Consider the following 18,146-nt stretch of genomic DNA (forward strand, 5'->3'; position numbering starts at 1 on the left):
TATCGCAATTTTTATTTTTTGGGATATTTCTACTTCCCTTATAGGCAAATTTTTTTAACTATGAGTCCTTGGAAAAGCTGGTTATTTTCTGGCCGGCACAGTTTCCGTAATAGATCTAATAATAAGCTCTTAAATGGATACGTGGCTTGTCTACATGATACGCTGCAAGACGATAGTCTGTATACTGGAAGCACGAATCATGTGATACGGCGCTGGGATTTCATTTATAACCAACTAATAATATTCTTGTTATTAGTTGGTCTTCTCTTTATTCTGTTTCTTTTCCACCTTGGCTTTGTCTTTCACCCATCTCGCGATCCAGAAGGTACAGTCCAGAGCCGTCTTCTCCAACTAATTTTAGTTTGTCAATAATATCTTGCACCATCTCTTCTTCCTCTACCTGTTCATCAATAAACCAAAGTAACAAACTTTCGAGCGGATAATCGCCTTCCTCCCTGGCAAGATTATACATCTTGTGAATACGTTTCGTGATATGCTGCTCCTGTTTAAGAGCCAATTCGAACGCTTTTCGCGGAGAATCAAACTGCACTTTTGGTTTTTCAATATCTTGCAATATTGGTCGACCGTTTCTTTGAATCAAGTGATTATAGAATTTCATGCCATGTTCTATTTCCTCTTGCCACTGGGCTTTCAGCCAGCTTGCAAAGCCACCAAGGTTTTTCTCTTCAAACCACGCCGATATTGCCAAGTAAGCGTACGCGGACTGAAATTCTTCTTGAATCTGATTGTTTATTTCTTCTTCTATGTTTTGCTTAATCATAGTATCAAATATTCAATTTTAATTATTGACTGATTTTTTATCTATTATAAATATACCATTTTGCTGCTATATTATCCTATATATACTTACTATTAAGTATATATAGGGCCTTTATTGAAAAGGCCGTATGGAATCTCAGGCACTTAAAAATTCCTACTTACACTTCCAAAAGTCCAGCAACCGAGCCTACCTTTAAACCGACAGGACTCGCTATCTCCTTGCCTACTTTTCATTAATTAGTTAACCTATCACTTTCAACTAATTCAACATTAAGGGCCTGTTGGAAACTTGTTTTAAGTTTATTCGGGTAGCTTTATGGAGTGTTGAAAAAGCTATAAACCCGAGCGCTGATGTTCCGAAGCCGTGCTTCGGGGTTTAAATCCTGTCGTCCCGACCACGTAAAAAGGCTTCAAGACGCTGTAAAGCAGGTTTGAGCTTTTTTTGTTTTGTAGCTATAGTCGCTGCTTCTTATTTCAGTGTAAGTTGCTCCAGCTATTTTCTTTTTTCTACAATTATTGCATATTGGTAAAAAGATATACTCGTAAGACGTGTGCGAATGGGATCCGTTACCAATATAACCTGAAGACATTTGTGAAAGTATTTGGGCCGGTTATACCAGGTAATATGGCTTGAAATCGTTTGGGCACTCGGCCGGAGAGGACTACCGCCGCCGGCCGCAAGCCGCAAAGACATCGAGGCAGTTTTCTCTAAGTAGAGCATTATCGAAGTAAATGCCTACACCGCTCAATCAACGCTACCACCGCGGTTAAAAAACATAAAAACCTGCCCTTTTACCAGCTTCACAATGAGGTTCACCGGTAGTTAAATCGCTTAAAGCTCTCGACCCTTATACAGCTAAATAATGCATTTATGGTACAATTAGATAGAATATTGTTTCTGCTATTTATCTTTACACTACCCATGGTTGTGATGGCACAACATCCTTTACCCCTTACTATGGATATCGAAAATAATGAGAGGGATTTAAATTTCGAGAGTTCGAATGCATATAATACCAATGACCCGAACAATAAAAACAGTTTTTGGATCAATGCCGGTATAGGGGTAGGGACGCCTGGTATTGCCGGCATTGCCAGTGCATCCTACCAGTTTTTGGGTTCAAATTTATTGTCATTACGCGGAGCCATAACGGGAGAACTTTTTGGTGATGAATTATGGGATATTGGCCTGCTTTATGGAAGGGCAACGACAGCACAAGATTACCATGCCTCCATTTCAGCTGGATTGGCTGTCATGGGGGGAAGCCGATCCAGTGGCGGATTGTTTTCAGATACCCCTCGTGAAGAGGTTTCTCGTCAAGTTGGTTTTCCAATTGGGGGACAACTATTCTGGCTTCCTTCAAGATTCATTGGTCTTGGCCTGTCTGGTTTTGCAAACCTTAACGGAGAAAGATCCTTTGCCGGGCTTGCGTTCTCCCTTCAAATTGGTAAATTAAAATAGCGTTATCAACTACCACTTTCGCCTAAAAAAGTTTTGTTAAAAAACAACTTTGGAAACAGTTGAGATTTAATTTGGCATGTTTGTAGCAAAGAAGAATATATATGGAATTATGGACGGGCTTCAATAATAATGCTATTGGAGCGCTTGTATCATAAAAACATTCAAAAACCAACAGATCTTCGAATGACTCTTGAATCGCGGTCCGAATCATCTGAAAAGTCTTTTGCTATATCTTCTTTGGTAAAGGAGGAGCGGAAAGGATTATTGCTCATTTAACATAGAAATCTATTTAAGCTTATGGCTGATCAACCTGACAGAAATGACCCCTGCCACTGCGGGAGCGGGAAAAAATATAAGAACTGCTGCCTTGACAAAAACGATTCCCCGCTAAAATCAAATCTGCAGATAGCGGGACTTGCAGTCGCGGTTATTATCGGTCTTTTGATTCTGGGAATGACGCTGTTCGGCGGTGAGGATACACCCGATTGCCCGCCTGGTTCAAACTGGTCAGTGACGCACCAGCACTGCCATTAAATCCATCCATTCACCCCGGATTATAAATCAGCTGTTACAATTTTATATATTGGTAGCAGAGATATTCAGAATAACCGCACAGCCGTTATGAGCAAGCGCCGCCGACATGTTCCCTTTGATCCCTACTATTTTGAGAAGCAGAAAGAGGAGGGGAAAAGGTTGTCCATGCAGGATACCTTCAGCGAAATACATCACAAGAATCATTGGAAAGGGGAGGAATCCCTGTCCGGCGGTGGGTCGAGTCGCGATCAAACAGACATTCTTATTAAGAGGTTACCCAAAATTCTTCGGGAATTCAATATTGACTCGATGCTCGATCTGCCGTGTGGCGACTTCAGCTGGATGAAGCATCTGGATTTACCACCCGAAACATCCTATATAGGGGCGGATATCGTGGCGGAGCTTATTGCTGACAATAAGAAGAAATATGCCGGTGGCCAGCGCCGGTTTACCACGCTGGATATTACCTCGGACCCCCTGCCTGAAGTGGACCTCTTGTTCTGCCGCGATTGCCTGGTCCATCTTTCGTTTGCCGATATCCGCCAGGCTTTGGCCAATATCCGGTCCCACGAGATTCCCTATCTGTTTACCACTACTTTTCCTCTCTGTAAAACAAATGAGGATATCACGACCGGCGACTGGCGTCCGCTGAACCTGGAGGCCGAACCCTTTGATCTGCCGGAACCCACCCTCATAATCAGCGAGGAGTGTACGGAAGGAGAGGGGCGATACCGGGATAAAAGCATGGCACTGTGGGAGACGTCAAGCATTTTTTGAAGCTTCCAAAAATGGAAAGGGAGAGAGAAAAAAAGCGTGTTCTATTGATGTTAGTCCTTTTAACGGTCCTTTAACCGTATAAGTATATCAGGATATAACGTTATTCAGGTTGCGCGGGCAATATACTTTGCAAAGAAACCGTCCGGTGAATACGCTGCTTCCTCAATACTGAAATTACACCGTTCGATCATGGGCTCTAAAAGCCAGGTGAATGTCGAGTGTTCCTCACGAATGTGTTCTTCGATGTCGGCCCGGTTCCATTCATCCTCCCCGTCACTGTCGACGGAAGAACACCAGCTTTCGAGGCGGTCTTCTGCTTCAGTGGGCTCGAAGTGATAGACCGCATCCCATAACCGGAACACCCCACCCGGTTGCAAAATATTCCTGATTTGCCGGAGAGCCACAGCCTTCCAAAAGTCGGGAAGGTGATGGAGGGCATAACGGGAATAGACGAAATCGGCCCTTCGTCCCCGGTGCCGGTAGGTGAGGAATCCGGAGCGGACGATATCAATATTGGACAGATCAGAATTGTCCATTTTAGCCCGCAGCGCATCCAGCATCACCGGCGAGATATCCACTGCAACTACCCGGTCGCACTCGGAAGCAGCGGCCAGCGTGAATTGCCCGGTCCCGGCCCCCATGTCCACAACCAGCGACTGCTGGGTCAGCCCCCTTTTTTTGAGGAGGTTCACCTCGTGGGTGGCCTCCGCGTCCTCTTTCCTGTCATACTTTGTTACATGATCGGCATCAAGATTTTCCCGACCGGCACTATCCATTTCATCAAGTAGCCAGTCAGGACGTTCCGGAGTAGCATCTTCTCCGTCTTGTTTGAATTCTTTGTATCGCCGGGATTTGTCTTTGTGCATTTGTAGTGTTTTTAAAGTTGTACATCCACACTGCGCAAAAGCAGTAAGCATATGGTAATTATGCTACAGATTAAATTGTAAGCATAGAACATTTCCCTTTTCTTATCCAATAAGCCCAGTCTGACCGCCCGTTATTTTCTGCCTGTTTTGCGGCTTGCAGGGCCAGGTTGTTGCGGTGAATATCGGAGATTACCGCAATTCTTTTCGGCATACTATTTTTTTTAAAAGTATAGTTCAGTTTTTTTAATCTGTAGATTACAGGAGACTGGTACCTGTATGAGAGGGCTTAGAAAACCAGGATCTTTTTAAAACCAATCTTTGAGCAATTTCAAGACCGTAGTGTATATAATAAGCCTCCAGCTGAGGATATTAAATCGCGAAAATGCAGTCCTTGGACAAAACAATGGTTATGTAAAGGCCTCTATGATTTAAAAGTCAATCCCTCTGACGCTAATGCCTCGTTCAATTTGGGCAGGGTGCTTGGACCCATACCGTGCAGCTCGAGGACTTCCTCTTCCGTTAATTCAGAAAGTTGTTGCAGTGTTATTATGCCCTTATGTTCGAGAGCGCGTCTTGCAGGCGCCCCAATTTTGCTGAAAAAGCCATCTGCAGGTTTGTTTTCCTGTTCACATATGGGACATACCGGACAATCACTGCTCTTGTAATACTCATGGCCTTTTGCGCACGTTCTGAGCGTTCCCTTATTTGCTGACATAATGGTTGGGTTTTAATTATCAAATTTAGCGTTTGTATAAACTGCAACTTTTAGATTATAAAAACTTAGATGATACCATTACTATTTTAGTTTCAGCAATTCATTGGGAAGTTTTAGCTTATACCCCATCGTTAAATAAATTGGAGCCGGGCTGCATGCAATAGGTTTAACAAGCCTACGGCTATAATAGAAGACAATTGCTCTCCATTCCTAAAATTTTCTGAGTGTGTACTATTTAAGGCTGGCACAGTAGCCGGGTTGTGTTAATGATTAAATAGGTGATATAGCTCAATTTTATCCATCTTGATATTTATAGTATGTATCGGATAGATAATATTCAAGAAGAGGGTTTGTACGGAGGATGACGGCAGGTAATGACTATGTTATTTTTCATGTGATCCGAAGGAGAGTCCATCTCTGTTAATTTCGCCTCTCTATGTACCAATTTCGACCAAATAGGGAGGGGCAAAATAGCACATAATATCCTAAGGGAGGAATCCCATACTGTTTGCGCAAGGCTTTGTCTCGCTATATTTCTTAGGTTAAGCCTGAAAGTTACAAATAAACGGATAGGAGGTTTTGAAAAACCAGGAATTTTAGTCAATATCAACCCCTGGGCGCATTCAAAACCATCCCGTATAAGAGATAAATGAGGATTTTGAAGGCACGAAAATGCAGGGATTGGCCAAAAAATGGTTTTACAAAGCCTTCGGATAACATGTTGATTTTGCATAACGACTTACGGATTATAGATTTACAAGATAAGCTTTGAAAAACGGTGTAAAGCTGTGATTTTGCGTCTGTCGAAGAAATTTATGAATATCGTTATTGCTCTTGAAAGTAATCCCTTAACCACAGTCAGGATGACATTCCGCTTTTCAAAGCCTCCTGCAAACAAAGGGATATCAGGACTAATACCCGTTTCTGTTAATGGAATTATCATTCATTGGAGTTGAAGATTATGCGCCATTTATACCTTTATCCTGTTATTATATGGTTCGGAGCCGGGCTGTTTGCTCTGCCGGCACAGGCACAAACCGGCAACCGACTAACCGTCGCAGAGAGCGTAAAAATGGGATTGGAGCACAGCTACCGGCTGCGGGCCGCCGGGGCGGAGGTGGAGGGAGCGGAGGCCGCATATCGGCAAAGCCGTTCCGGTCGCCTGCCCGCAATCCGGGGTCAGGCCAGCTACATGCGGCTGAGCGACAATATCCCGGAAGTGGATTATGAGCTTCCGGGAATGGATACGACGTATACCCTTCTCCCGGTCGAACTGGACCGGTTTTATACGGAGTTGAGCGTCGAACAGCTGCTTTTTGCCGGGGGACGTCTGAACAAGCGGATCGAGGCCGCCGACCACCAGGCCGAGGCTGCGGGACTGATGGAAAAGCAGGAGCGGGTGGAAGTGGCGTTTCAGGTCCGGGAGGCCTACTGGAATCTATACCGCGCGCAGGGTGCCCACGAGGTTCTCAAGTCAGCGCAGGAGCGGGTGTATACCCACCTTCGGAATGTGCGAAACAGGGTGGAGGAGGGAGCGGCCCTGCAGACGGAGCTGCTGAATGCGAAAACCCGCCGATCCGAGGTACGGCTGGATCAGGTGGAAAGCCGGAGCCGGGTAAAAGTGGCGCGGCTCGAACTGAACCGGCTGCTGGGCCTGCCGGGGGATGCACAAACTGTGCCTGCCGCTCCGGATGAACCCGGCGCGTCGCCTTTCGGGAGGAGGGAGATGAAAGAACGCGCTCCCGCCCAGCGTCCGGACCTGCAGGCGCTCTCGGAGCGGGTCGAGGCTCGGGAGGCAGAGATTGATGCCGTCCAGGGCGAGTGGTTTCCGCAGGTCAGTCTTGTGGGACGGTATGTCTATGCGCGGCCCAACCAGTATTTCTTTGCCGAGCAGGACCAGTTCAGGGGGACCTGGGAGGCGGGCGTGAGGCTGCAGTGGAATATATGGTCCGGGGGACAACGCTCCGCGGAGGCCAGCCGGGCCCGGGCGCAACTGCGCAAGGCGGAAGCGCAGCTGGCTGACAGGAGATCGCAGGCCCGCGTGGAGATTTCGCGGCAGTACCTGGAACTGGAACGAGCCGCGGAAGCAATTGAGGTCGCTGCCAGCAGCGTAGATGCTGCGAGAGAGGCTTTTCAGTCGGCCCGACGGGAGTATGAAGAGGGCGTAGCGCTATCAGAGCAGGTACTGGATGCCGAACACGCCTACCGGAAGGCACAGGCCCGCCAGGCCGAAGCCGTCGCTGACTATGAGATTGCCCGGGCTGCGGTACTGAGCGCAAGGGGACAAATATGGGGGAGTGATGGAGGGAACTGATGCTGAGGTAGTATTTGAGACCCGGGGCCTGGCAAAGGTATACGATATGGGCGAAGTGCAGGTGCACGCCCTGCGCGGCATTGACCTGGAGCTCTACAGGAGCGAACTGGTGGTGCTTCTGGGCGCTTCCGGCAGCGGCAAATCGACGCTGGTCAATATTCTCGGGGGACTCGATACGGCGACGGATGGAGAGGTTTTTTACCGCGACCGTGATCTTACGAAGGCTTCCGAGCGGGAGCTGACCGACTACCGCCGCCATTATGTGGGTTTCATCTTCCAGTTTTATAACCTGATTCCGAGTCTTACCGCGCTGGAAAATGTGGAGATTGTCACGGAGATTGCAAGTGACCCGATGGACCCGAAGGAGGCGCTCGAACTCGTAAAAATGGGGGACCGGGCGGATCACTTTCCTTCGCAGCTTTCCGGGGGAGAGCAGCAGCGCGTGGCTATCGCCCGCGCCATTGCCAAGCGTCCCGCCGTGCTGCTGTGCGACGAACCCACCGGCGCGCTGGACTCGGAAACCGGGGTCATCGTGCTGGAGGCGCTGGACCGGGTGAACCGTGAGCTGGGGACTACCACCGTCATCATTACGCATAATGTCGTACAGGGCGATATGGCCGAGCGCATTATCCGGCTTAAAGATGGACAGATAACGGATATCCGGCGGAATGAAGACAAGAAAGCACCCCGTGAATTGAAATGGTAAGCCGGATGATAAGAAATCTTCTTTGCAGGAAATCTATTAACGGTACAACTTATTAGAAATCTGTAACTCATGAAAATTATTGACCTCAAAATGATACGCGACCTGTGGAATATGCGCGGGCAGGTCATTGCCATTGGTTTCGTAATCATTGCCGGGGTCTCTGTGTATGTAAGCATGTCGAGCGTGGCGGATACACTGCAGGGAACGCTGAAAACCTATTACGAAGAGTACACATTTGCCGACGGCTTTGCATCGGTCCGCCGCGCCCCCGAAAGCCTGGGGGACCGGCTCCGCAGGGTTGAGGGGGTCAATCAGGTAGAAACCCGGGTAGCTGCCTCGGTCAATCTGGAAATCCCCGGCTTTGACGAGCCGGTGACGGGACAGATTGTGTCGGTCCCGGAAGGAGACCAGCCCCGCCTGAACCGGCTGTTTATCCGTGAGGGACGACTGGTGGAGTCTGGTCGTGGGGATGAAGTTATCCTGAATGAAGTATTTGCAGAAGCGCACAGCCTGACGCCCGGCGATGAATTGACGGCTATTATCAACGGGCACCGGCGGTCGCTGACGGTGGTGGGCATTGCTCTTTCGCCGGAATTCCTCTTTCAGTTACAGCCGGGGAGCCTTTTCCCGGACCCGCAGCGATACGGGGTCATGTGGATGGGACAAAGGGCTTTGTCTGCAGCCTATGACATGGAAGGGGCGTTCAACGATCTGTCCTTTACCCTCGCCCCCGGGGCCAGTATCGATAATGTCACAGACCGCATGGATCTCCTGCTGGATCCATACGGCGGGTCGGGTTCCTACCCGCGGGAGGACCAGGCGTCTCACAACTTAATTAGTGAAGAACTCAATCAGCTTGCGGCGATGGCTTTTTTGCTCCCCATGATCTTCCTCGGGGTAGCCGCCTTCCTGTTGAATATTGTCGTCAGCCGTCTGATTGCCCTCCAGCGCGAGCAGATAGCCATCTTGAAAGCCTTCGGCTACAGTGACTGGGCAGTGGCCATGCACTATACAAAGCTCGTGGTTATCGTCGCCCTGGCCGGAGTCGTTGTCGGTACGGGACTGGGCATCTGGATGGGCGGAGCGATGGCAGAGATGTACCTGCAATATTACAAATTTCCCTTTCTCAACTACACCCTGCAGTGGCCGGTGGTGCTGACAGCCTTCCTGTTGACGGTCGGGGCCTCGCTCGGGGGGGCGTTGATGTCTATCCGCCGCGCCTTGCGGCTTCCTCCCGCCGAAGCGATGAGGCCCGAACCGCCCCCCTCATACCGCATGACCCTCGTTGAACGTCTCGGTCTTCAAAAGCTGCTGGATCAACCCACCCGCATCATTCTTAGGAACCTGGAAAGGCAGTGGGTGAAATCGGCGTTAACGGTGATCGGGATCGCCAGTTCCTGTGCTATCCTGATCATGGGGCTCTTTTGGGGGGATGCCTTTGATTATATCATCCAGGTGCAATACGGCATTGCCCAGCGGGAGGATATCACCGTTACGTTTAACGAGCCGACCTCCGCCTCCGCCGTGTATGAGATCAGCAGTCTGCCGGGCGTACAGCATGCGGAGCCGTTCCGGTCCGTTCCGGTTCGCCTGAAAAGCGGACATCGCAGCTACGATACGGGTATTGAAGGTATTCCGCCGGAGCCGTACCTGCGGCGCATTATCAATACGGAGCTTCAGCCTATTACGATTCCCCGGGAGGGTATTGTGCTAACCCAAAATCTTGCCGGAATCCTGCAGGTTCGTCCCGGCGACAAGATTACGGTGGAGGTAAAAGAGGGAAGGCGGTACGAGCGGGAGGTTCCCGTCGTCAGTCTCGCAGAGCAGTACCTGGGACTGGGGGCCTATATGAACCTGCGGTCGGCCAATCGGCTGGTCGGGGGAGGAAGTGCCATTTCGGGCGTCTTTCTCATGATCGATGAACAGTATGAAGATGAGCTGACCCAAGCGCTCCAGGACCGGCCGCGGGTAGCCAGCATCGTATCACAGGACCGCGCCATTGAATCGTTTATGGAAACCTCCGCCGAAAGCATGCTCACCATGACGTTCGTCCTGAGTCTTTTTGCCGGGGTCATTGCCTTGGGCGTGGTATACAACAGCGTTCGTATTTCCCTTTCGGAGCGGGACCGTGAACTGGCCAGCATGCGTGTGTTGGGCTTTACACGGGGGGAGATCGCCTATATCCTGCTGGGAGAAATGGCCCTGCTGGTGCTGCTCTCCATCCCGATCGGATTGGGAATAGGGGCCCTGCTAAGCAGGTGGTCGGCCCAGTCGCTGCAGACCGAGATGTACCGGATCCCGGTCATTCTGGGGAGCGATACCTTTTCCCTGGCGGCGGCCATCGTACTCATAGCAGCCATCATATCGGCGCTGCTTATGCGTCGCCGGTTAAACAAACTGGATCTGACAGCCGTTTTAAAAACCAGAGAATAGAGCATAACACAATGAATACACCAACTCGCAAACAAATCATTCTTATTATCGCAGGCATACTCATCGTTGCAGTCGTCGCGTACGGGTTTTTCCCGGGAGCGGTGACGGTGGAGACGGCGACGGTTCAACCGGATTCGCTGCAGGTGACTGTCGAGGAGGAGGGGAGGACGCAGGTTAAAGAGCATTACAGGCTCTCCTCACCCGTAACGGCTTATCTCCGCCGCATTGACCTTGAAGAGGGAGTGACAGTAGAAGCGGGCGACCCTGTGGTACAGCTGGAGCCGCCCCGGTCAACGATGCTGGACCCGCGCAGCCAGGCGGAAGCCAGGGCTCGGGTGGAAGCCGCCGAGGCTTCGCTTGAAGAAGCCGAGACCCGGGCTGAGCAGGCCGCGAGGGAGCGCGATCGGGTAGCGCGGCTTGCCGGGGGTGGATCGGCTACGCAGCGTCAGCTTGAAAATGCGCGCACAGAGGCTACCCGGGCTACGGCTGCGCTCAATGCTGCCCGTGCTGAGCTGGCGGCCGCCCGCGCTGCTCTCCATTCCACTGATGACGGGTCCGGTTCTCAGCCTGAATCCTATGTGCTGAGGGCACCGGTAACGGGGAGCGTACTCACCATTCACCGCAAGAGTGAAGGGCCTGTCAATGCAGGGGAACCGCTTATCGAGATCGGGAATATCGACAGCCTCGAAGTGCGTGTGGATCTGCTCTCGGAGGATGCCGTGCGTATTGCCCCGGGCATGCGGGTTGTTCTTGCTCAGTGGGGCGGCGAAACCCCTCTTGAGGCTTCGGTAACCCGCGTTGAGCACCAGGGTGAGGTAGAGGTCTCAGCCCTCGGGGTGGAGGAGCAACGCGTGGAGGTAATTGCCGAACTGGAATCTCCTCCGGAAAAATGGAACAGGCTGGGGTCCGGCTACCGCGTGCTGGCCAGGTTCATCGTCTGGGAGGGTGAGAACGTACTACAGGTGCCTACGAGTGCACTGTTCAGGACCGGAGAGGGCTGGGGGGTGTTTGCCGTTCAGGATGGCGAGGCCGTCCGCCGGACGGTAAAAGTGGGACGCCAGACCGGGCTGTCCGCCCAGGTGCTCGAAGGGCTTTCGGAAGGGGACGAAGTGATTGTGCATCCGGGTTCCGAGATTGAGGACGGGGTAAAAATTGAGTCCAACTGAAGTTGGGCAGATCAGCTCATCAACCGGGGGATATCGCCTGTGCGGGAGTGAGTTAAACCACTTCTTCCCGGCGGCTGCCCCTCGATAATATATAGGCGCCAATGACCAGAAGAATCAGCACCCCGTTCCGCAGAAGCGTGAACTCGAGTCCCGATGCAAAGCCCAGGGCGCCAAAGCACCCGCAGTTTTCCACGTTCATTCCCTGTAAGTAGAAATAGGAAAGCACCGAAGAAAATCCCCCCAGCATAAGCAGGGCACCACCGAGCGCCCATTTGAGATATCGTCCCCAGAGCAGAAAGAGGGCGATGGCCAGCTCGAGGACGGAGGTAAGGGTAACGATAAGACTGCTGTACTCGATCAGCCAGTAAAATTCCGTTGCCAGCAGCTCCACCAGGTACTGTGCCTCGGATCCGCTGATCAGCTTGCCGATGCCCGACGCCAGAAAAACAAGTCCCAATAAAATACGGAGGGTGGTTAACAGGATGCGCTTGTGTTTGGGCTTCATTATTATATAGTGTTACCTTATGGGAAGGCTTTGCAAAACGGCCTTTTCCCAAGTTCTTCCGTTTCGGGAGGTTCAAATCCTTGCATATGCTCAATATGCTGCGGTTTTAAAATCCCTCCGGCTTGATTTTGAGCAAAAACCTTCTTTAGCAAAGCCTTCTATGGAATGAATATCTGCTTTTTAATGTAATGGTTGAACAGCACAATATAGAAAACAATTTTATGAAAATTTTTATATCCGGCGGAACGGGTTTCATCGGCAGTTACCTGCGCATCATGTTGTTGCAAGAGGGACATCTGCTGACGGTGGTCACGCGCCGTCCTGAAGCGTATGAAAGCGAAACGGCCCGGAACCAGCAGTTTGTCTCCTGGGAGGATGACCTGGCTGCGGAGATGGAGCAGGCCGATGCGGTGATTAACCTGGCCGGGTCTTCTATTTTTGGGCAGCGGTGGAATAAAGAGGTAAAAGAGCGGATCTACTCCAGCCGCATTGAGAGTACCCGGCAGCTGGTACAGGCAATCAGGGCGGCGGAAAGTCCTCCGGAAGTGATGGTATCGGCTTCCGGGGCTAATTACTACGAGGCCAAAGGAGATCAGGTGCTGGATGAGTCTGCTGAGGCCGGCGAAAATTTTCTCGCCCGGGTGTGTGTGGACTGGGAAAAGGAAGCCCGGAAGGTTACCGAAGCCGGTGTGCGCCTGACCATCTCACGCATCGGCGTGGTACTGCAGGAGGATGGGGGAGCTCTCGACCAGATGCTGACGCCGTTCAAACTGTTTGTAGGGGGACCTATTGGCAGCGGGGACCAGTACTTTCCTTGGATTCATATGCACGACCTGTGCCGGGGGCTGCTTTTTGCCATCCGGGAAAAAAGCATGGAGGGACCCTTTAATTTGAATGCCCCCAACCCTGTAACGATGCGGACCTTTGCGGATGAGCTGGGGGACCAGCTAAATCGTCCTTCTCTGTTCAGGGTCCCCGAATTTGCCCTTCAGATCGCCATCGGGGAAGCGGCTACCCTTATCACCGAAAGCTTGCGGATGCAGCCCAAAAAACTACAGCAGCACGGATTCGAATTTCAGTATAACTACCTTACCGAAGCGCTTTCAGATATTTTATAATTATGCCGCCTTGTTTTATTCTTCCTCCATATAGGGATACGTCCAATCCTTCGCCGGCACGGTCGTTTCTTTGATAGAGCGGACCGACATCCAGCGCATCAGGTTGGCGGCACTGCCGGCTTTGTCGTTGGTCCCCGATTTGCGAGCGCCCCCGAACGGCTGTTGGTTGACAATGGCCGCCGTCGGCTTGTCATTGATATAGAAATTGCCGGCCGCCTGTCGCAGGTAATCCGACATCTTCTTCAGGACATGCCGGTCCCGGGCAAAAATAGCCCCGGTGAGCGCATAGGGAGAGGTGGTATCGCAAAGCTCAAGAGTCTCGTCAAGCTGATCATCTTCATAGACGTAGACCGTGAGTACCGGACCAAAGATCTCTTCTTCCATGGTCTTGAATTTCGGATCATGGGCGAGCACCAGAGTAGGCTCGACGAAATACCCTTCGGAATCGTCATAATGTCCGCCGAAGAGAACCTCCCCGTCATCGGAGTCCCTGACGTAGTCGATGTACGAGGTGATGTTGTCGAAGGCCTTCCGATCAATGACCGCCCCCATAAAATTACTAAAGTCCTCTACATCGCCATATTTAACATCCTGAACTTCTTTCAGGAAATCATCCCTGAAATCCGGCCAGATGGATTCCGGGATATACATACGCGAGGCCGCCGAGCATTTTTGTCCCTGGTACTCATAAGCAGCCCGGATTGCAGCGACCACCAGGGCATCCACATCCGCAGAATTATGGGCAAAAATAAAATCTTTCCCGCCCGTTTCTCCGACGATCCGGGGATATGTTTTATATTGTTCAATATTTTCGGCAATGCTTTTCCACAGGTACTGGAAGGTGTTTGTAGAGCCGGTAAAGTGCAGGCCGGCGAGGAGCTCGCTTTCAATAACGGGATCTCCCACATCCGCACCGCTGCCCGGCAGAAAGTTGATGACGCCGTCCGGCATGCCTGCTTCTTTGAGCACCTTCATAATATAGTAGCTTGAATAGATCGAGGAAGTGGCCGGCTTCCACAGCGAGACATTCCCGCACAGGGCAGGAGCCAGGGGCAGGTTGCCGGCAATGGCGGTAAAATTAAACGGGGTTACCGCAAAGATAAAGCCTTCGAGGGGACGGTATTCCATGCGATTCCACATGCCGCCGGGCGAGTAGGGTTGTTTCTCATACAGCTCCTGCAGGTAGTAGGCGTTAAACCGCAGGAAGTCGGCCAGCTCGCCGACTGCCTCAATTTCCGACTGGTGCGGGGTTTTGGACTGTCCGAGCATCGTGGACGCATTCATTGTATAGCGATAGGGACCCGTAATGAGATCAGCGGCCTTCAAAAAAATGGAAGCCCGTTCCTCCCACGGCAGGGTCGCCCACTCCCGGCGGGCTTCCTGGGAGGCCGCTATAGCCCTCTGTACTTCTTCCTCGCCGCAGAGGTGGACATCGGCCAGCTTGTGCCGGTGATTGTGAGGCATCACGACATCCTGGAGATTTCCGGTTTTTACCTCCTGCCCCCCTATGATGGCGGGGATCTCAATTTCCTGGTTTTTCAGGTGGTCAATCTCCTCACGCAATGCCTTGCGCTCGGGCGTACCGGGAGCATAAGAATTGTAGGACTCGTTCTCGGGTTCGCGGATCTTAAAAAATGCGTTAGCCATAATACTTGGGTCGGTTTGTTATCAATTATCGTATCTGTTGTTCTTTCTATATCAATATCTATTCTGTATCAGTTGCTTACATCCTACAGAGACGTCTTTCCAAAATCGTTCTTTTGGCCAATGTCGGCCTTATCGGTCAGTTGAAATTTTCATATATGGGCGATATGCTGCGAGAGCAACCTCCCTTTCGTCTTGACCTTGAACAACATTCCCGGTTTTCAAAGACTTCTCTGACTGTTTCCACCGAATCCCTGTTGCTGCAGCGCAGAGCTGCCGGGTTGTTCTGCGTGCTACCTGGAAGCTTTTCGATCGCCCGGCATCCCGGATCTGAAATCCGGGATAAGAACGCCGCGGCGCCAAAGATGACACAGAGCCGGTTTTCATAAAGGTCGGCCCTCCCCGGTAGCGACAGCCGCAGGGGCAGTTGCTACTGACCCCGGTTCTTCGGGTGTATGAGATTCAGGGGTACTCTTAAAGGTACTAATTTTTTTGGGGAATTTAGAGCCCCCTGCCCATCCTTCGGACGGCTGTTATGTTCTCCATTGGGTCGCTCTCCGGGCGACGGTAAAGCCCGACCTGATACAGTCGGGCACAGACACGCCGTGGCGAAAATTCCCGGACAGCAGCAGCCCCGGGTACTGCTCTTCGAGCATGCTCATGGCGGACAAATACCGGTGGTATCCCACTTCATACTGGGGAATTGCGTGCTTCCAAAACCGGTGATGGGTGAAAACAGGATCTCCTTCCACCCCCAAAAGGGTATTGAGTTCCGGAAGCAGCAGTTCCGTAAGCTCGGCCCTGGATTTCCCGGCCAGGCCGGGCTGGCGTGCTCCGCCTACAAAGCAGGTGAGCAGGTGGTGCCGGTCGGGGGCGCGGCCGGGAAAGAGGGTAGAGGAAAAGAGCATTCCCAGCGCATGATGGTGTTCAACTTCCGGTATCAGCATGCCGAATCCGTTCAGGGAATGCCGCACCTGCTCATGGGTAAATCCCAGGGCGATCACGCTTAAGGGTACATAAGGTATGTCGGTCAGCAGGTCGAAGAGGTCGGACTCAAATATTGGGGATAGCTTGTGAGACGGCACGGTTGAAATAAGGACCTCGTGTTTTGCCTGGAAAGCATGCCCCTCCTGCTTTCCGCTGATCGTCCAGTGAGCACTGGAACGGGTAGCGGCCTGAACCTCGCAGGAGGTCCGCACCGGCTGGTCCAGTGCCCGGGCCAGCGCCCGGGGAAGCATCTGGTTGCCTTCCGTGAAAGAGACCAGGGACTTGTCGGCCGGGGATGCTGATTTCTCTTTTTCTTTCTTTTTTTTGATGAGTCCTTTCAGCAGTGAACCATGGCGCTGTTCCATCTCCCACAGGTCAGCAAACGTATGCTTGACGGACAGCTTTTTGGGATCTCCGGCATAGACGCCTGAAACAAAGGGATTTATGCCATAATCCAGGGGTTCCTGGCCCAGCCGGCGCTGTATGAAAGAGGCGATGGACTCGTCATCCGCATCAGAGGGAGCAATAAAGGGTTCTTTTAACAGGCGCAGCTTGGCACCGGCCGAAATCAACGGTGACTTGAGAAACGTACCGATGGAAGAGGGGAGGGCTACCGGGGTGTTGTTTTGGGCGATAAAGCGTCGCCGGGCTTCACGGTTGGCCCGGATTGTATCATCTGTGAGGCTGAGCTCCCGGAGCAAATCCCAGACCTGCTGCGATTTCACCATCAGAGTATTGGGTCCTTCTTCCACCAGCCATCCATCTTGCCGGACCGACTTGATCGCCCCGCCCACTTGATCGCTTTGTTCATAGACCGTAACGGAGATCCCTTCCTTCTGCAGGGCATAGGCGGTCGTCAATCCGGAGATGCCGGCACCTAATATACCGGCAAATGTTTTTTTATTGGTCATTGTGGAATAAATTCAATACTTTCGTCCTACTTACTTAGAATTGGTCTAAGTAAGCATTATAAGTGGAATGTCCAGCCAAGCCATAATACAGATATAATATAAATGTCAAATGAAGACTCAAGTATGAACATAGTAAAAGAGCTATCAAAATTAGTGACCGGTCTGTTCGTCATTCTACTGATGAGTTCTTGCGGGGAAACCAGCAGCGACCAGCTGGTGGTCTATTCAGGGAGGAGCCAGGCGCTTGTTGAGCAGCTGGTGGCCGATTTTAAAGCGGAGACCGGCGTTGACATTGAAGTCCGGTATGGAAATGATGCGGAGCTGCTGGCCGTGCTCAGTGAAGAGGGGGATCAAAGTCCCGCTGATGTGTACTGGGCCAATACAACGGGAGCCCTCGCCAATGCCTCCCAGCAGGGAAGATTGGCGACGCTACCCGACACCCTGGCCAATAAACCTGATTCCTATACTGCGGCCTCGGGAGAATGGGTGCCGGTTACGGTCCGATTTCGTGTGCTGGCGTATAATCCTTCAGCAGTAGATGCTGATGATTTGCCTGATTCGGTGCTCGACCTCCCCGAAATGAATGAGCTTGATGGACGCATAGGATGGACGCCCACCTATTCCAGCTTTTATGATTTTATGACGACCATGCGCCTGAATGAAGGAGAAGATGACGCACGTGAGTGGCTCAATGAGATGCAGGAGCTGAATCCCAAGGCTTATAGTTCAAATACACCAATGATACAGGCTATCCTGGGCGGAGAAATAGACGTGGGACTGACAAATCATTATTATGTAATTCAGACAAAATACGGGGGGAAAGAAGGTTATTTTGAAGATCACGAACACTACGGGGAAGAAGGCCCGGATCCCGACGCCAATATTGAGACCTATCATTTTGCCGAGGGAGATATCGGTAATTTGGCGCTGGTAACCGGGGCTTCGGTGCTGCAGACGGCTGATCATCCGGAGTTAGGCCACCGGTTCCTGGACTTCCTGCTTTCAAAAAAGGCCCAGGAGTATGCGGCCACATCCGTCAATGAATATCCGGTTATGGACAATGTAACGCTTCCGGATTATATGCTGGATGCTGAAAAAGCTATACGGTTAAGTCCCGATTATGACTACGAGCAGCTGCAGCAGCTGGAGGGGACGCTTAATCTCTTGCGTGAAGCAGGAATTATTTGAGCAAGTATATCCCCCAAGATCCCGCATTTATAGTGCGGGA

The 18,146-nt window shown here is 51.4% G+C and carries 16 protein-coding genes; 10 read left to right on the forward strand and 6 right to left on the reverse strand.

Annotation, left to right across the window (positions count from 1 at the left end; translation table 11 throughout):
* Window positions 1-268: 268 nt before the first annotated feature.
* A complete protein-coding gene (locus BUB16_RS02025; protein WP_073059169.1) occupies window positions 269-781 on the reverse strand; it encodes a ferritin in 513 nt (170 codons plus the stop codon).
* A 957-nt stretch (window positions 782-1,738) separates the two neighbouring features.
* On the opposite strand from BUB16_RS02025, the gene BUB16_RS02030 reads away from it, so the two are divergent.
* The 3 genes from BUB16_RS02030 to BUB16_RS02040 all read left to right on the forward strand — a co-directional run bounded on the left by BUB16_RS02030 (window position 1,739) and on the right by BUB16_RS02040 (window position 3,553).
* Window positions 1,739-2,242 carry a hypothetical protein gene (locus tag BUB16_RS02030; RefSeq protein WP_211483060.1) on the forward strand — a complete coding sequence of 168 codons (504 nt, stop codon included), beginning with the start codon at window positions 1,739-1,741 and terminating at the stop codon, window positions 2,240-2,242.
* Window positions 2,243-2,539: 297 nt separating this feature from the next.
* Entirely contained in the window at window positions 2,540-2,776 is a 237-nt protein-coding gene (locus BUB16_RS02035) for an SEC-C metal-binding domain-containing protein (protein ID WP_073059171.1), read from the forward strand.
* Window positions 2,777-2,863: 87 nt separating this feature from the next.
* Window positions 2,864-3,553, forward strand: coding sequence for a class I SAM-dependent methyltransferase (locus BUB16_RS02040; protein WP_073059172.1), 690 nt, complete (start codon window positions 2,864-2,866; stop codon window positions 3,551-3,553).
* A 104-nt stretch (window positions 3,554-3,657) separates the two neighbouring features.
* Here BUB16_RS02040 and BUB16_RS02045 read toward each other — a convergent pair whose 3' ends face one another.
* Together BUB16_RS02045 and BUB16_RS02050 are read right to left on the reverse strand one after the other, a co-directional pair.
* Entirely contained in the window at window positions 3,658-4,419 is a 762-nt protein-coding gene (locus BUB16_RS02045) for a class I SAM-dependent methyltransferase (protein WP_170864248.1), read from the reverse strand.
* 421 nt (window positions 4,420-4,840) lie between these two features.
* Window positions 4,841-5,134 (reverse strand): helix-hairpin-helix domain-containing protein, encoded by a 294-nt coding sequence (locus BUB16_RS02050; protein ID WP_073059173.1) that lies wholly within the window; start codon window positions 5,132-5,134, stop codon window positions 4,841-4,843.
* A 961-nt stretch (window positions 5,135-6,095) separates the two neighbouring features.
* Here BUB16_RS02050 and BUB16_RS02055 point away from each other — a divergent pair.
* From BUB16_RS02055 to BUB16_RS02070, 4 genes are all read left to right on the forward strand, one after another.
* A complete protein-coding gene (locus BUB16_RS02055; protein ID WP_073059174.1) occupies window positions 6,096-7,448 on the forward strand; it encodes a TolC family protein in 1,353 nt (450 codons plus the stop codon).
* Complete coding sequence (locus BUB16_RS02060; protein WP_073059175.1) at window positions 7,435-8,154, forward strand: ABC transporter ATP-binding protein; 720 nt, start codon at window positions 7,435-7,437, stop codon at window positions 8,152-8,154. Before BUB16_RS02055 ends, BUB16_RS02060 begins: the two co-directional genes overlap by 14 nt.
* Window positions 8,155-8,223: 69 nt before the next feature.
* The gene (locus BUB16_RS02065) at window positions 8,224-10,587 is read left to right on the forward strand and encodes an ABC transporter permease (protein WP_073059176.1); all 2,364 of its coding nucleotides are present in this window, start codon (window positions 8,224-8,226) and stop codon (window positions 10,585-10,587) included.
* Window positions 10,588-10,598: 11 nt separating this feature from the next.
* Window positions 10,599-11,753, forward strand: coding sequence for an efflux RND transporter periplasmic adaptor subunit (locus BUB16_RS02070; RefSeq protein WP_073059177.1), 1,155 nt, complete (start codon window positions 10,599-10,601; stop codon window positions 11,751-11,753).
* Between the two features lie 52 nt (window positions 11,754-11,805).
* Here BUB16_RS02070 and BUB16_RS02075 read toward each other — a convergent pair whose 3' ends face one another.
* Window positions 11,806-12,258 (reverse strand): MauE/DoxX family redox-associated membrane protein, encoded by a 453-nt coding sequence (locus BUB16_RS02075; protein WP_073059178.1) that lies wholly within the window; start codon window positions 12,256-12,258, stop codon window positions 11,806-11,808.
* A gap of 221 nt (window positions 12,259-12,479) precedes the next feature.
* Here BUB16_RS02075 and BUB16_RS02080 point away from each other — a divergent pair, with 221 nt between their 5' ends.
* Window positions 12,480-13,376: a TIGR01777 family oxidoreductase gene (locus BUB16_RS02080; RefSeq protein WP_073059359.1), complete on the forward strand. Its 897-nt coding sequence runs from the start codon at window positions 12,480-12,482 to the stop codon at window positions 13,374-13,376.
* A 15-nt stretch (window positions 13,377-13,391) separates the two neighbouring features.
* On the opposite strand, the gene pruA is transcribed toward BUB16_RS02080, so the two are convergent.
* Complete coding sequence (pruA, locus tag BUB16_RS02085) at window positions 13,392-15,023, reverse strand: L-glutamate gamma-semialdehyde dehydrogenase (protein ID WP_073059179.1); 1,632 nt, start codon at window positions 15,021-15,023, stop codon at window positions 13,392-13,394.
* Between the two features lie 140 nt (window positions 15,024-15,163).
* Between pruA and BUB16_RS02090 the strand changes: the two genes are divergently transcribed.
* The gene (locus BUB16_RS02090) at window positions 15,164-15,409 is read left to right on the forward strand and encodes a hypothetical protein (RefSeq protein WP_211483061.1); all 246 of its coding nucleotides are present in this window, start codon (window positions 15,164-15,166) and stop codon (window positions 15,407-15,409) included.
* Between the two features lie 144 nt (window positions 15,410-15,553).
* On the opposite strand, the gene hemG is transcribed toward BUB16_RS02090, so the two are convergent.
* Window positions 15,554-16,918, reverse strand: a complete 1,365-nt coding sequence (hemG, locus tag BUB16_RS02095; RefSeq protein ID WP_073059181.1) for a protoporphyrinogen oxidase — start codon at window positions 16,916-16,918, stop codon at window positions 15,554-15,556.
* A 123-nt stretch (window positions 16,919-17,041) separates the two neighbouring features.
* On the opposite strand from hemG, the gene BUB16_RS02100 reads away from it, so the two are divergent.
* Window positions 17,042-18,106 carry an extracellular solute-binding protein gene (locus BUB16_RS02100; protein WP_073059360.1) on the forward strand — a complete coding sequence of 355 codons (1,065 nt, stop codon included), beginning with the start codon at window positions 17,042-17,044 and terminating at the stop codon, window positions 18,104-18,106.
* Window positions 18,107-18,146 lie beyond the last annotated feature (40 nt).

The organism is Fodinibius roseus, from assembly GCF_900129315.1.
Lineage (GTDB): Bacteria > Bacteroidota > Rhodothermia > Balneolales > Balneolaceae > Fodinibius > Fodinibius roseus.

What these genes read in the sequence shown, in the direction of transcription:
- BUB16_RS02030 (WP_211483060.1), top strand. Translation starts at nt 1,739, where the DNA reads ATGGATATCGAAAATAATGAGAGGGATTTAAATTTCGAGAGTTCGAAT.
- BUB16_RS02070 (WP_073059177.1), top strand. Translation starts at nt 10,599, where the DNA reads ATGAATACACCAACTCGCAAACAAATCATTCTTATTATCGCAGGCATA.
- BUB16_RS02065 (WP_073059176.1), top strand. Translation starts at nt 8,224, where the DNA reads ATGAAAATTATTGACCTCAAAATGATACGCGACCTGTGGAATATGCGC.
- BUB16_RS02055 (WP_073059174.1), top strand. Translation starts at nt 6,096, where the DNA reads ATGCGCCATTTATACCTTTATCCTGTTATTATATGGTTCGGAGCCGGG.
- BUB16_RS02060 (WP_073059175.1), top strand. Translation starts at nt 7,435, where the DNA reads ATGGAGGGAACTGATGCTGAGGTAGTATTTGAGACCCGGGGCCTGGCA.
- hemG (WP_073059181.1), bottom strand. Translation starts at nt 16,918, where the DNA reads ATGACCAATAAAAAAACATTTGCCGGTATATTAGGTGCCGGCATCTCC.
- pruA (WP_073059179.1), bottom strand. Translation starts at nt 15,023, where the DNA reads ATGGCTAACGCATTTTTTAAGATCCGCGAACCCGAGAACGAGTCCTAC.
- BUB16_RS02045 (WP_170864248.1), bottom strand. Translation starts at nt 4,419, where the DNA reads ATGCACAAAGACAAATCCCGGCGATACAAAGAATTCAAACAAGACGGA.
- BUB16_RS02080 (WP_073059359.1), top strand. Translation starts at nt 12,480, where the DNA reads ATGAAAATTTTTATATCCGGCGGAACGGGTTTCATCGGCAGTTACCTG.
- BUB16_RS02040 (WP_073059172.1), top strand. Translation starts at nt 2,864, where the DNA reads ATGAGCAAGCGCCGCCGACATGTTCCCTTTGATCCCTACTATTTTGAG.
- BUB16_RS02075 (WP_073059178.1), bottom strand. Translation starts at nt 12,258, where the DNA reads ATGAAGCCCAAACACAAGCGCATCCTGTTAACCACCCTCCGTATTTTA.
- BUB16_RS02050 (WP_073059173.1), bottom strand. Translation starts at nt 5,134, where the DNA reads ATGTCAGCAAATAAGGGAACGCTCAGAACGTGCGCAAAAGGCCATGAG.
- BUB16_RS02025 (WP_073059169.1), bottom strand. Translation starts at nt 781, where the DNA reads ATGATTAAGCAAAACATAGAAGAAGAAATAAACAATCAGATTCAAGAA.
- BUB16_RS02100 (WP_073059360.1), top strand. Translation starts at nt 17,042, where the DNA reads ATGAACATAGTAAAAGAGCTATCAAAATTAGTGACCGGTCTGTTCGTC.
- BUB16_RS02035 (WP_073059171.1), top strand. Translation starts at nt 2,540, where the DNA reads ATGGCTGATCAACCTGACAGAAATGACCCCTGCCACTGCGGGAGCGGG.